The following is a 12,929-nucleotide window of genomic DNA, read 5'->3' as shown; positions in this document are numbered from 1 at the left end:
GCTACCCGAAGGCGTGGCCCGCCATTGGAAGATGAAGCGTGTCTCGGTATTTCTTATTAGTTTGATGAGTTTCCCGATTCTGCAAGTACGGCTTCATTTTTGTATTACAAATGTACAACTAATATTTGAGAGTACAAAACAAAACGGAGAAAAAGAGACCCTCTGAAAAAGTTTTAGGCACAGATTTCACTAAATTTTCACGACTGACACATAAATTTGCCGTGAATTTGTAAAATCTGTGCCTAATTATAATTTCCTGATTGAGATAAGCTATCTCACAATCAAGCCGTCTTTACTTTGTCAACAACAGCCTTGAATGCTTCGGGGTGATTCATTGCAAGGTCTGCCAACACTTTACGGTTGATTTCGATGCCTGCTTTATGCAATGCACCCATCAATTTAGAGTATGACATGCCTTCCAAACGAGCAGCCGCATTAATACGTTGAATCCACAATGCGCGGAAATTACGTTTTTTATTCTTGCGGTCACGGTACGCATAAGTCAGACCTTTTTCCCAAGTATTTTTGGCAACCGTCCAAACATTCTTTCTTGCACCAAAGTAACCTCTGGTTAATTTCAAAATTTTCTTTCTTCTTGCTCTTGAAGCAACGTGATTTACTGATCTTGGCATAGTTTTTAATTCTTTTTTGAATGATAGCGCCGATATTTCTCACCCGGACTTGAAGCTAATACATTCGGTTAATAATTTAAATGATACTTTTACGCTTTTCGCACGATTACTTCATGCACAAAAGTTCTTTAACCTGAGTCAAGTTAGCGCTGTGAACCAACGTGCTGTGGCAAAGGTTTCTCTTTTGCTTCTTAGTTTTCTTAGTCAGGATATGACTATGAAAAGCGTGCTTTCTTTTGATTTTACCCGTTCCGGTAAGAGTGAATCTTTTTTTAGAACCGGAGTTAGTCTTAGTCTTTGGCATCTTGTTAAATTTTTAATTATTAGTATTCAAACAGTGGCAACGCACTATACCGGCGCGTTACGCACCTTTCTTGTTTACTCTTTTGTTTCCGCTTTCGGAGCCTCTTGTTTGGGAGCTGCTTTCTTAGGTGAACCCGGTTTTTTAGGAGCTAACGAAATAGTCATTCGTTTACCTTCCAAAATCGGCATTTGCTCTACTTTCGCATATTCTTCCAAATCATTGGCAAATCGAAGCAACAGTACTTCACCTTGTTCTTTAAACAGAATGGAACGTCCTTTGAAAAACACGTATGCCTTCACTTTATCACCATCCTGCAGGAAGCCAATGGCATGTTTCAACTTAAAGTTATAATCATGTTCATCGGTTTGCGGACCAAAGCGGATTTCCTTTACGTTTACTTTTACTTGCTTGGCTTTCTGTTCCTTCGCACGTTTTTTCAACTGGTAAAGGAATTTAGAATAATCTATAATTCTACAAACCGGAGGAACAGCGTTGGGTGAAATTTCAACTAAGTCAGCTTCATGTTCCTCAGCCATCTTTAATGCTTGGGCTATTGGGAATACAGCCGATTCTATATTATCTCCAACAATACGGACTTCTTTGGCGCGAATCTGTTCATTGATTCTGTGCTGCCCTTTTAAACTGTCATTCTTCATCAAAAATTTTTCTTCCTAAGTTTGTGTTTTAGAGTTATAAATTATTGTTATTTTAATCCGTTTGCTGAAATCCGATTAACAGACTTCAGCAAACGGCGGCAAAGTTACCATTTATTTGTCATATTATGAACTTCTTCCGCAATATTTTTTGCGAAATCTTCGATTTTCATGCTGCCTTTGTCCCCTTCGCCCTGTTTACGTACCGAAACTTCACCGTTTTCAGCCTCTTTTTCACCTACAATCAGCATGTAAGGGATGTGCTTCATTTCGTTATCGCGTATCTTGCGACCGATTTTTTCATTACGGTCGTCTACGATGGCGCGGATATCGTATTTACGCAACTCCAAGCGTACTTGGTCAGCATAATCGTTGAACTTCTCTGATATCGGCAGAATCGCTACTTGGTCAGGAGTCAGCCACAAGGGGAATTTACCAGCCGTATGCTCGATTAACACGGCTACGAAGCGTTCCATTGAGCCGAACGGCGCACGGTGAACCATTACCGGACGATGTTTCTTGTTATCAGAGCCCATGTATTCCAGTTCGAAACGTTCGGGCAGGTTGTAATCTACCTGAATCGTACCCAACTGCCAGCGGCGACCAATGGCATCTTTTACCATAAAGTCCAATTTCGGACCATAGAAAGCAGCTTCACCGTATTCCACTTTTGCTTTCAGTCCTTTTTCCTCACATGCCTCAACGATGGCCTGTTCTGCTTTTTCCCAGTTTTCATCGCTACCAATGTATTTCTCGCGATTCACTTTGTCGCGCAGTGAAATCTGTGCTTCAAAGTTTTCCAATCCCATCGCACGGAACACGATGGAAATGATATCCATCACGCGGAGGAATTCGTCTTTTACTTGGTCGGGACGACAGAAGATATGGGCGTCATCTTGCGTAAAGCTACGTACACGAGTCAGTCCGTGAAGCTCACCGCTCTGTTCGTAACGACATACCGTTCCGAATTCAGCGATACGCAAAGGCAGGTCGCGGTAAGAGCGCGGAGAATTCTTGTAAATCATACAGTGGTGCGGACAGTTCATCGGTTTCAAGAAATATTCTTCGCCTTCTTCGGGAGTATGAATGGGTTGGAATGAATCTTTTCCATACTTCGCATAGTGACCGGAAGTTACATACAGCAACTTGTTACCGATAGGCGGACACATTACCTCCTGATAATCGTAACGAGCTTGGATGCGGCGCAAAAAGTCTTGCAGACGGATACGCAACGCAGTACCTTTAGGCAACCACATCGGCAATCCCTTTCCTACTGTGTCTGAGAACATAAACAAGTCCATTTCCTTACCAATCTTACGATGGTCACGTTTCTTTGCCTCTTCCAGCATAACCAAGTATTCGTCCAGCATCTTTTTCTTCGGGAAAGTGATACCGTAGATACGGGTCATCTGCTTGCGATCTTCGTGTCCTCTCCAGTACGCACCGGCTACCGACAGCAGTTTGATAGCCTTGATGGGTGCAGTAGAAAGCAAGTGCGGTCCGCGGCACAAGTCGGTAAACGCTCCCTGCGTATAGGTAGTTATATGACCGTCTTCCAGTTCGGAAATCAATTCACATTTATAGGTTTCTCCACGCTCGCCAAACATTTTCAGTGCATCATCTTTCGAAATGCTTTCACGCACGAGCGACTCCTTTTTGGCAGCCAGTTCCGCCATTTTCTTTTCAATGGCAGGCAGGTCACCTTCTTTAATTACAGCCTCTCCCGGATCTACATCGTAATAAAATCCGTTTTCGATAGCCGGACCGATACCGAACTGGATGCCCGGATAAAGTTCCTGCAAAGCCTCGGCAAGCAGGTGGGCGCTGGTATGCCAAAAAGCATGTTTACCTTGTTCGTCTTCCCATTTATAAAGAACGAAGTTTGCATCTTCGTTGATAGGGCGATTCAAATCAATCGTTTCACCGTTTACGCCGCAAGCCAAAACGTCTTGAGCAAGGCGTGAACTGATGCTTTCTGCTATTTGCAGACCGGTAACTCCTTCGTTATACTCGCGAACGGAGCCATCAGGAAAAGTTATCTTAATCATAGTCTTTTTATTTGTTATCTTATTGAGACGCAAAAATAAACAATTTAACTCAGAATAAAACAGTATAAGCCAAAAAGTTTTAAAATTGCCGGAAAACGAAATAAAAAATCCGGCAAGCCACCGTAATAAAATGGCTTGCCGGATAAAAGCATGTTTTATATGAATATTATCTCACTTCTCAGAATCAGTTTTTAAAGCTGTGTATCGGAGCCGGGATGCGTCCGCCACGGTTTACAAACGCTTCACAGCAAAAACGGTTGACGGGCATTACGGGAGCATAACCCAACAATCCGCCAAATTCCACTTTGTCGCCAGCCACTTTGCCAACGGCAGGGATGATACGGACAGCTGTCGTTTTCTGATTCACCATGCCGATAGCTGATTCGTCGGCTATAATGCCGGCTATCGTGGCAGCCGATGTATCGCCGGGGATGGCTATCATGTCTAAGCCTACGGAACATACGCAGGTCATTGCTTCTAATTTCTCAATGGTGAGCGCGCCTGCTTCTACGGCATCAATCATGCCCTGATCTTCACTCACGGGGATGAATGCGCCGCTCAGTCCGCCTACGTACGATGAAGCCATAACGCCGCCTTTCTTCACTTGGTCGTTCAGCAAAGCCAATGCCGCCGTGGTACCCGGTGCACCGGGATGTTCCAACCCGATTTCCTGAAGAATCTCTGCCACACTGTCGCCTACTGCCGGAGTAGGAGCCAGAGAGAGGTCAATGATTCCGAACGGTACTCCCAGACGGCGCGATGCTTCTTGTGCCACCAACTGACCTACACGGGTGATTTTAAATGCTGTACGTTTTATCGTTTCGCACAATACCTCGAAACTCTTTCCACGGATTTGCTCAAGTGCATATTTTACCACGCCCGGTCCGCTTACACCTACGTTGATAATCGCATCGGCTTCGGATACGCCATGAAATGCGCCTGCCATGAACGGGTTGTCATCAGGCGCATTACACAATACCACCAGCTTTGCACAACCCAACGAGTCGCAATCTTTAGTCAACTCGGCTGTTTCTTTAATAATGTCTCCCATCAGGCGAACCGCATCCATGTTGATGCCGGTTTTGGTAGAGCCTACATTTACCGAACTGCAAATGCGCTCCGTACACGCCATTGCTTTCGGGATGGAACGAATCAGTAATTCGTCACTGCGGCTCATACCCTTCGAAACGATAGCCGAATAACCACCTATGAAGTTTACGCCCAATTCCGCAGCAGCACGGTCAAGCGTGCGGGCTATTTCCACATAATCATCCGGCGTTTTACATGCCGTACCTCCCACCAAAGCTATCGGCGTGATTGAAATACGCTTGTTTACGATAGGGATACCGTATTCTTTTGAAATTTCTTCGCCCGTCTTCACCAAATCTTTGGCAAGCCCGGTTATCTTATTATAAATATTCTGACAGAGCTTTTTCAAATCGCTGTCCGCACAGTCTAACAGATTAATCCCCATCGTGATGGTACGCACGTCGAGGTTCTCCTGCTCTATCATTTTATTGGTCTCGATAACTTCTGATATATTTATCATAATTTCCGTGTATCTATCCTGTGTTATTATCAGATGCGGTGCATCTTGTTAAATATTTCTTCGCGTTGACATTTTACCTGCACTCCCATTTCCTTTCCCAGTCCGGTCAACTCGCCAGCCACTTCTTCGAAAGGTTTCTCCATCGCAGTCATGTCGACAATCATCATCATGTTGAAATATCCCTGCACAATGGTTTGTGAAATATCCAGAATATTTACTTTATTTTCTGCCAAATAGGTGCAAACCTTAGCAATGATACCTACCGTATCCTTGCCTACTACGGTAATAATTGTTCTATTCATTTTCTTATTTCTATTTTAATTTGTCGCGCAAAGGTAAAAAAATCTTTCTTAATGGCAGATTTCAGTTATGAAATTCTTCCTGCTCTTTATCCGTTTATACCATTTTCAATCCTATAACCGAAGCTATTAACGTACAGATGAAGAACAGTCGTGCAAAAGATGCCGGTTCATGAAAGAACACAATGCCCAGTATCACGGTTCCTACCGCGCCAATCCCCGTCCATACGGGATATGCGGTCCCGATAGGCAACGTATGTACCGCTTTTGCGAGCAGAAGCATACTTAAAGTCAGACAAAGAAGGAATCCTGCTCCCCACAGATAGTATTCCATCCCGGTTACTCCTTTCATTTTACCGAGACAGAAGGCAAACCCCGATTCGAATAATCCGGCAATAATCAAAATAATCCAACTCATAAAAACGATTTATAAAAAAAATCAAAATTAAAGTCTTGAAAAACGCATGTCGGCATCAGAACTGGAAATAAATGAACGGCTGAATGTCGCTGCTCTTCACTTGGATAACGAGGTAGATAAGCGCTATCAGCACCACTGCCTGCCCCACAAGCGGAAGACGAGTCATAACCGAACAACAAGTGTTTTGCCATTTATCAGGACACCAATGAAGCAGATAACCTATGCCCATAAGTGCAAATACTTTCCAATATCCTGTAAGCAACTGACCTATCAGTTCGGGGTGAAAAGAAGTAAACAGTTGCCGAATCATGGTGAGCGAAGCCTCGAAAGTGGAGTTCCGGAAGAAAATCCAACAAAAGCATACGAAGTGAAACGTCAGCACCACGGCAAAAAAACGACGTATACCCGTACTGCGATACTGTTTGGCACGCCCTAACACCGAACGAACGTATTTATGTACGGCAAGCGCAGCCCCGTGAAGTCCTCCCCACACGATGAAATTCCACGAAGCCCCATGCCACAATCCTCCCAAAAGCATTGTCAACAAAAGATTTACATACGTGCGTATCCGTCCGCGACGGTTTCCTCCGAGGGAGATATACAGGTAATCGCGCAGCCATGTGGAAAGCGAAATATGCCAGCGATGCCAAAAGTCGGTCACGCTGTCTGCCTTATAAGGTGAATTAAAGTTGATGGGGAAACGGAATCCCAATAACAAGGCAATGCCTATCGCCATATCGCTGTATCCGGAAAAGTCGCAATAAATTTGCAAAGCATAACCGTAAATGCCGAACAGATTTTCCAGACCGGAATAAAGTCCCGGATTGTCAAAGATGCGCTCCACAAAGTTGATGCTGATATAATCGGATATGACGGTTTTCTTAAACAGACCGCTAACGATGAAAAAAACACCCTCGCCAAACATTTCCGCAGAAACAAAAAGCGGACGGCGTATCTGCGGAATGAAATCGCGTGCACGGACTATGGGACCGGCTACAAGCTGGGGGAAGAAGGATATATAAAAAGCATAATCCAACAGATTATCGAGAGGTTTCAGGTCGCCCCGATAAACATCAAGCGTGTAGCTGAGCGACTGAAAAGTGAAGAAAGAAATCCCCACAGGCAGAAAGATGTCGAGCGCATGGAACGAACCTCCCCAAAGCGGAGCGAGCATTTCATAAAAGAAATTGGTATACTTGAAATAAACCAACAACCCAAGATTGATGCAAAGGCTAATAACCACCAATAGCTTACGCCGGAAGGGGTCGTCAGTACGAGCCATTATCCGGGCAAGACAAAAATCGGATACCGTTACTACTCCGAGCAAAAAGAAATAGATGCCGCTGCTCTTATAATAAAAATAATAAGAAAAGAGGGTAACAAACAACAAACGTGCCGTCATTTTCCGGCGGAGAAGCACGTAAACAAAGGCAAAGCCTAGAAACAACCAAAGAAAAAATCCGCTGCTAAATATCATGGGTTGCTTGGGGTCGTAAGTAAAGACTTCTGCCAATTTGCCCCAGTCAATATTAAAATCAAAATCTGTCTTGTTGAATAGCCACATAAGTATTATATGCTTTGATAAGTGCTTCGTGTAATAATAATCCCTGTAAAGTATATCCCGCTACGGTGAAATGAATCCTGTCTCGCTGATACATGTCGGCAGACAACCAGTTACGGCAAGCGCGGTCTTCTCCCCCGACAATGTGATACATGTCCCACAGTGCCAAATGGTTCGTCTCAGCAAACTCCTGTTCTGTTTTTACCACAGAAGCCGTCCGCGGGTTAATCACCCTTCCCCTACGCCCGCTACGGACATAAGCGCCCGGCGGAGTTGTTATCAGAAACGTCAAATCAGGGCATTTGTTCCTCAAACGGTCTATCAAAGACTGCATTTGCCAGAGATGTTCCGATGTGGAATAACGCCGCCCATGAGCCTCGTTCGTTCCAAACGAAACAATCACCAAATCAGGATTCAAATCAATAATCATCCGGATACGTTCATCCGTAGAAAAAGTGGCGCATGTAGCCCCGTTTACTCCTATAATATGGTAAACGATGCCAGCCCTTCCGGTTTCATGCGCTAATCCCGAAGTACGATAAGAAACTTCCATATCCAGCACTGCCTCATCGCCAAAATCGTGTTCCAAGTTCTTTCGCACCACATAAGGGAAAACATGCCCGCGTACATGCGAATCGCCTATATGCACTATACGCACAGGCGACTCCATCTTACTTATTTTTTCCCAAACCTTGTCAAGCGAGGCATCGGGGTCGATAATCTGATTATCGCCGGTGTTTTTAAAAGATTCCGGCATCGGATTGCAGACCGGCACAAACTGCATGAGTTGCTGCAATTCATGACTGGGATTAATAATCCCGGAGTTACGGTCTCTGCGTGCTTTCTCCGGAACCGGGTCTTGTGCCTCCACCGCCAACGGAAACAGCAAACCGAATAATCCGCATAGAGTTATTATCCACAAACGTATCCTACTCTGCCTCATAGGTCTTCCGTTTCTCATATTGTTCCATACCATACATCAACGTATCGAAAAGAATCTTTGCGATGTGTTTTCCACCCCGGAAATTAATATGCGTATAATCGTAATTCGCCATCGGCGGATTACTTTCCACCATTTCCACGATGCTGCCTTCGCCGCCCATCGCTTCATACAGATTCCAAAACGCCACATGGGTTTCTGCCGCCAACGCTTGCTGGTAACGAATAAGATTCTTCACTCCGGGCATCGTGCGCAAATCGCCGTTCTCTGTCTTATACTCACGGTCGCCCACCCCTATAACCAAGATAGATGCTTGCGGAAAAGCGGCTTTCAAACGGTTTATTACCGGAATCATGCCGTTCTTATAGTAAGTGTAATTAACTCCGTGCTCGAATGCTACATTCAAGCCATACTGAAGGACTATCAAATCATAAGTACGCAGGCGGTTATATTGTTTCAATATCTTCAACGGTATTTGTGCAAGTTGCTGCCCGCTGCTGCCGCGCGTACTGAAGTTATCCAAAACAATTCCGTCGAAAGAATCCATCGTAACGCCATAAAAGACCGATGACGGAGTGCTTTTATCCACCGTCCATTTCACACTGCCTATTTTGTCTCTAACCGATACAGCCTGCAACGAGCTGTCTCCGGCAAGAGCATAAGCAACCTTTTTCCCATTATTTATTTGCGCTGTCAGATATACCGAATCGACAGACAAGAAATAAAAAGTGGAAACACTGCACGTATCCAGCCGTGAGGCATACTTCTTTTGTCCCGATAATGTGACCGAAGCTCCGGAATGTGCTTTAAAATAATGATTGGATATATCCTGAAGAGAGCGGTCGAAATGCAGCGAATCGGTTGTGGCATGACTCTCCCACCCGCTAAACGAATGGCGTACCGTAGGACGGAATCCATATACTTTCGAAGTAATGGGGACATAGCCTACCCCGCAACCTCCGAAACGCTGCTGGAGCATTGCCCGCAAATCTCCGGTCAAGATGTCCGCCTCGATAAAAGAGTCGCCAAAATAAGCAATGCGCAACGGACGGTTCAGCTTATCCTGATTCAACAATGCTTCATAGAATGCTTTCATGCCGCCTCCCTCCGTTGAATCTGCATAATCTTCAATACATGTCATCCCCTCTTTACAGGTATCGACAAACAAAGGCTTAACCACAGGTAATACCACTGTATCCGAATCGGCTACCTCAATCTCGACAACCTCATCCTTACGGATATCAGCCAATAAATCCACCTTGCGCAGGGGTTTCCCTCCAACATTCAGCACAGGCAGAAAATGTAATGCTTCCACACCGGCTATTACCAACAAAACAAACCAGAATGTGGCAACTATTTTATTTTTCATCAATCTTTTTTATAAAACAGCTGCAAAGATAGTGTTTAATCGAACAAGAGAAAGCGAAAGGAAAGAAATCTTTATACTGAAGCGGTTTAGAGCTTGTTTAACTATTTCTCCAGTTTGTCCGGAGGCCGAAAAACACTAACGGTAGAAATGGTCAACGCTATGGGTAGAAATGGTCAACACATCCGCATGGGATGGGTAACACTAACGGTTGCGTTTTACGGGATATGGTGGCGGGGAATTTTTTCTTGTGTTCTCGTTAGGCAGAAAATCCTTAACCGTCTCACTAACAACCAGATTCGGTCGGTTAACAAAACATTCAAACATGCTATCGGGAAAGAGGCTGCTTTCCTTTTTTTATTTCTTCCAGAAAAGCATCAACCATCTTCATCCCCTTTTCGGTGGCAATGCCACGGATATGGAGGAATGTAACTTCGCTGTAAATCTCGCTCAAAGAATAATCTTCGATGATGTCGGAGTAAATCAGCAAATCCATACTCATCAACATCGCTTCGTTGATGATTCTAAAATTGATGTCATCCCTGAATATTCCTTGTTCCATCCCTTTCTGAAAATAACGGAATGCTACTTCATCGCTTAACTTTTGCTTTTCGACGAGGAAATCCAACACAAGCGGATATTTACGTAAATCGCGTAAAAAAGCCGGGTTAATCGCACATAACTCATCTACTTTACGCATATAAAAAGCAAAGATTATTTCCAAAACATTTTCAGTTCTGGAAATAACCTCTGCCATGTAGTTACTCATCTCCTGCCAGTAGCATTTCATTACTTCTAACAAGAGTTGCTCTTTATCGCGGAAAAGTTCGTAAAGAGTACGCTTGGATATGGAAAGCGAAACTGCAATATCGTCCATTCTGACATTACGAACACCAGATTTGGTAAAAGCTAACGTAGCCGCTCCAACGATACGCTCTCTTAATTCTTCCTTATCCTGCTTGTTTCTCTTTACTGCCATGTATCAACGGATAATACCTAATTTAGATGTTTCTACAAATTCTATAATTCGGTTAATCTCCGGACTATTAGGTATCTGTTCGCGAATACGGATCAAAGCATCATGCTGTGATGTATTGGCTTTATACAGAATACGGTAAGCCTGCGCGATGTGTTTAATCAGGGTTTCCGACATACCTGCCTTTTCCAATACAATGGTGTTGATGCTATAAAACTCTATCGGTTCGTGAGCTGCCACAATGTAGGGAGGGATATCTTTTACAAAACGACAGCCGCCCTGCACTACTGAGTAGCTTCCCAAACGGGTATTTCCTTGCATCAGGACATTGGATGTTAAAATCGCGCAGTCTTGTACGATGCCATTTCCGGAAATCTGAGAGCCGTTTCCGATGATACATCTATTGCCTACTGTCACGTCATGCGACAAGCGGGCGCCGGTCATGATAAAGTTTCCGTTACCTACCGATGTTTCGTGGTCGGCATGAGTACCGCGAATAATTACAGCATTCTCACGAATCACATTATCGTTTCCGATACGAGCTATTGTTTCTTCACCCGTGTAAGCAAAATCTTGCGGGGTAGCAGCAATAACCGCACCTTGATATACCGTATTACCGTTACCCATACGTGTACCACTCATCAGGCTTGCGTATGGCATTATAACATTGTTATCGCCTATCTCGACATTTTTATCGATATAGGCAAACGGATGAACCGTAACGTTTTTCCCGAGTTTTGCAGACGGGTCAACATAAGCTAAAGGGCTAATCATAGACATAATATTTTAAGGTTAGATTATTCTCTGCCTCCGCCTAATGCACTATACAAAGACACTACAGCTTGCATACGCTGGAAGTTATCTGAAACTTCGGTCAACTGTGCACTCAGCAAATTCTGTTGTGCTGTCAGGATTTCCAGATACGTAGCGTCGCCGCTTTGGAACAGGGCTTTCGTATAAGTAACGGCTTTATCCAACTGGTCAACCTGTCCTCGGTCTTCCACCAATTTTTTATCTTGGGTGTCATAAAGGAACAAAGCGTTGCTTACTTCCTGTCCGGCTTCCAAAATGGTTTGCTGATAGTTCATTTGAGCAATCTTTTCTTCTGCCTTCGAAACCTTCAGGTTAGCTACCAACTGACCATTATTAAATATTGGCTGAGCCAGTGAAGCGATGGCGTTCAATATTACTTTTCCCGGATTGACAATTCCTGCTCCCGAACTGTTCGTCCATCCGGCAGTACCACTCAATGTAATGCTCGGATAGAAAGCTGCACGGGCTTGGTTCGTTGTATAGTATGCACTTGCCAATGTCATTTCGGCAACTTTAACGTCCGGACGGTTAGCCAACAACTGCAAAGGAACGCCCACGGTCAAATCTTCCGGCATTACCTGCTCGTCTAACGTTCCTCTGTCTACTTGTTGAGGAGCCTTAGCCAACAAAATGCACAAAGAGTTTTCGGTTTCGCGCACCTGACGTTTCAAATCCAACAGAGAAGCCTGTACCTGATGATAAGCAGCACGAGTCTGAGCAACGGCAGCTTCGGTCGTCATACCGGCTATTTTCATCGCTTCCATTGTACGAACATTTTCTTTATAAATGGCAACCGTTTCGGTTGTAATCTCAACCTGACGGTCAAGCATCAATAAAGAATAATATGTATTTGCTATACCGCAAATAATTTGCGAACGGACAGCCTGTTGTGAATACTGGCTTTGCAAATAAGCCGCACGCTGTCCGCGCTTGGCGTTAAGCAACTTTCCAAACAAATCAATTTCCCAGCTCGCAGCTACCGGCAACTGGTAGGTTTGGATTGGTTTCGCTTTATCAAAACTACTCAATGTTCCTTGCGGAGCAAGATTTATAGACGGCAAATAGGATAATTTTGCAGCCGTAAGCATTACTTTAGCCTCCTCTACACGCAAGATGGCAGCCTGCAAATCAACATTGTTTGCCAAACCTTCTTCTATCAGCGCTTGCAGTTTAGGGTCGCGGAATACTTCTTTCCACGGAAGATTTCCCATATTCACTGTATCGGCAACAGCTAATGTATCTGTATCCGATACCGGGTCTCGGTAGATGCCTGAAGCATCTACCGTTTCCGGACGATCGTATGATTTATAGATGTGGCAACTGCTCATCATGGCAGCCAGACACATCATTCCTATTATTTGTTTCTTCAT

At 44.3% G+C, this 12,929-nt stretch carries 13 protein-coding genes; all 13 read right to left on the bottom strand.

The window, feature by feature from the left end:
- Positions 1-281: 281 nt before the first annotated feature.
- Positions 282-632 (bottom strand): 50S ribosomal protein L20, encoded by a 351-nt coding sequence (rplT, locus tag H9626_RS00180; protein ID WP_178255559.1) that lies wholly within the window; start codon positions 630-632, stop codon positions 282-284.
- Between the two features lie 106 nt (positions 633-738).
- The gene (rpmI, locus tag H9626_RS00175) at positions 739-936 is read right to left on the bottom strand and encodes a 50S ribosomal protein L35 (protein ID WP_178255558.1); all 198 of its coding nucleotides are present in this window, start codon (positions 934-936) and stop codon (positions 739-741) included.
- A gap of 74 nt (positions 937-1,010) precedes the next feature.
- On the bottom strand, positions 1,011-1,592 hold the full coding sequence (infC, locus tag H9626_RS00170; RefSeq protein WP_191709183.1) for a translation initiation factor IF-3: 582 nt from the start codon (positions 1,590-1,592) through the stop codon (positions 1,011-1,013).
- A 104-nt stretch (positions 1,593-1,696) separates the two neighbouring features.
- Positions 1,697-3,637: a threonine--tRNA ligase gene (thrS, locus tag H9626_RS00165; RefSeq protein ID WP_178255556.1), complete on the bottom strand. Its 1,941-nt coding sequence runs from the start codon at positions 3,635-3,637 to the stop codon at positions 1,697-1,699.
- A gap of 184 nt (positions 3,638-3,821) precedes the next feature.
- On the bottom strand, positions 3,822-5,186 hold the full coding sequence (locus tag H9626_RS00160) for a PFL family protein (RefSeq protein ID WP_191709182.1): 1,365 nt from the start codon (positions 5,184-5,186) through the stop codon (positions 3,822-3,824).
- 29 nt (positions 5,187-5,215) lie between these two features.
- The gene (locus tag H9626_RS00155; protein ID WP_178255554.1) at positions 5,216-5,488 is read right to left on the bottom strand and encodes an ACT domain-containing protein; all 273 of its coding nucleotides are present in this window, start codon (positions 5,486-5,488) and stop codon (positions 5,216-5,218) included.
- Between the two features lie 94 nt (positions 5,489-5,582).
- On the bottom strand, positions 5,583-5,903 hold the full coding sequence (locus H9626_RS00150; protein ID WP_178255553.1) for a DMT family transporter: 321 nt from the start codon (positions 5,901-5,903) through the stop codon (positions 5,583-5,585).
- A 55-nt stretch (positions 5,904-5,958) separates the two neighbouring features.
- Positions 5,959-7,467 carry an MBOAT family O-acyltransferase gene (locus H9626_RS00145; RefSeq protein ID WP_191709180.1) on the bottom strand — a complete coding sequence of 503 codons (1,509 nt, stop codon included), beginning with the start codon at positions 7,465-7,467 and terminating at the stop codon, positions 5,959-5,961.
- Positions 7,439-8,407: a GDSL-type esterase/lipase family protein gene (locus H9626_RS00140; RefSeq protein WP_178255551.1), complete on the bottom strand. Its 969-nt coding sequence runs from the start codon at positions 8,405-8,407 to the stop codon at positions 7,439-7,441. The genes H9626_RS00145 and H9626_RS00140 overlap by 29 nt, the downstream gene beginning before the upstream one ends.
- Positions 8,394-9,773, bottom strand: coding sequence for an SGNH/GDSL hydrolase family protein (locus H9626_RS00135; RefSeq protein ID WP_191709179.1), 1,380 nt, complete (start codon positions 9,771-9,773; stop codon positions 8,394-8,396). The genes H9626_RS00140 and H9626_RS00135 overlap by 14 nt, the downstream gene beginning before the upstream one ends.
- A gap of 325 nt (positions 9,774-10,098) precedes the next feature.
- On the bottom strand, positions 10,099-10,749 hold the full coding sequence (locus H9626_RS00130; protein ID WP_178255549.1) for a TetR/AcrR family transcriptional regulator: 651 nt from the start codon (positions 10,747-10,749) through the stop codon (positions 10,099-10,101).
- A gap of 3 nt (positions 10,750-10,752) precedes the next feature.
- The gene (lpxA, locus tag H9626_RS00125) at positions 10,753-11,520 is read right to left on the bottom strand and encodes an acyl-ACP--UDP-N-acetylglucosamine O-acyltransferase (RefSeq protein WP_191709177.1); all 768 of its coding nucleotides are present in this window, start codon (positions 11,518-11,520) and stop codon (positions 10,753-10,755) included.
- A 23-nt stretch (positions 11,521-11,543) separates the two neighbouring features.
- On the bottom strand, positions 11,544-12,929 hold the full coding sequence (locus H9626_RS00120) for an efflux transporter outer membrane subunit (protein ID WP_178255547.1): 1,386 nt from the start codon (positions 12,927-12,929) through the stop codon (positions 11,544-11,546).

It is taken from the genome of Phocaeicola faecium (assembly GCF_014837055.1).
GTDB classification, from domain to species: Bacteria; Bacteroidota; Bacteroidia; order Bacteroidales; family Bacteroidaceae; genus Phocaeicola; species Phocaeicola gallinarum.
The sequence above is the reverse complement of the archived record's forward strand: the minus strand, read 5'-3'. Positions and strand labels throughout refer to the sequence as shown.

Coding starts and splice junctions, on each gene's coding strand:
- rplT (WP_178255559.1), bottom strand. CDS start 632: ATGCCAAGATCAGTAAATCACGTTGCTTCAAGAGCAAGAAGAAAGAAA.
- rpmI (WP_178255558.1), bottom strand. CDS start 936: ATGCCAAAGACTAAGACTAACTCCGGTTCTAAAAAAAGATTCACTCTT.
- infC (WP_191709183.1), bottom strand. CDS start 1,592: ATGAAGAATGACAGTTTAAAAGGGCAGCACAGAATCAATGAACAGATT.
- thrS (WP_178255556.1), bottom strand. CDS start 3,637: ATGATTAAGATAACTTTTCCTGATGGCTCCGTTCGCGAGTATAACGAA.
- H9626_RS00160 (WP_191709182.1), bottom strand. CDS start 5,186: ATGATAAATATATCAGAAGTTATCGAGACCAATAAAATGATAGAGCAG.
- H9626_RS00155 (WP_178255554.1), bottom strand. CDS start 5,488: ATGAATAGAACAATTATTACCGTAGTAGGCAAGGATACGGTAGGTATC.
- H9626_RS00150 (WP_178255553.1), bottom strand. CDS start 5,903: ATGAGTTGGATTATTTTGATTATTGCCGGATTATTCGAATCGGGGTTT.
- H9626_RS00145 (WP_191709180.1), bottom strand. CDS start 7,467: ATGTGGCTATTCAACAAGACAGATTTTGATTTTAATATTGACTGGGGC.
- H9626_RS00140 (WP_178255551.1), bottom strand. CDS start 8,407: ATGAGGCAGAGTAGGATACGTTTGTGGATAATAACTCTATGCGGATTA.
- H9626_RS00135 (WP_191709179.1), bottom strand. CDS start 9,773: ATGAAAAATAAAATAGTTGCCACATTCTGGTTTGTTTTGTTGGTAATA.
- H9626_RS00130 (WP_178255549.1), bottom strand. CDS start 10,749: ATGGCAGTAAAGAGAAACAAGCAGGATAAGGAAGAATTAAGAGAGCGT.
- lpxA (WP_191709177.1), bottom strand. CDS start 11,520: ATGATTAGCCCTTTAGCTTATGTTGACCCGTCTGCAAAACTCGGGAAA.
- H9626_RS00120 (WP_178255547.1), bottom strand. CDS start 12,929: ATGAAGAAACAAATAATAGGAATGATGTGTCTGGCTGCCATGATGAGC.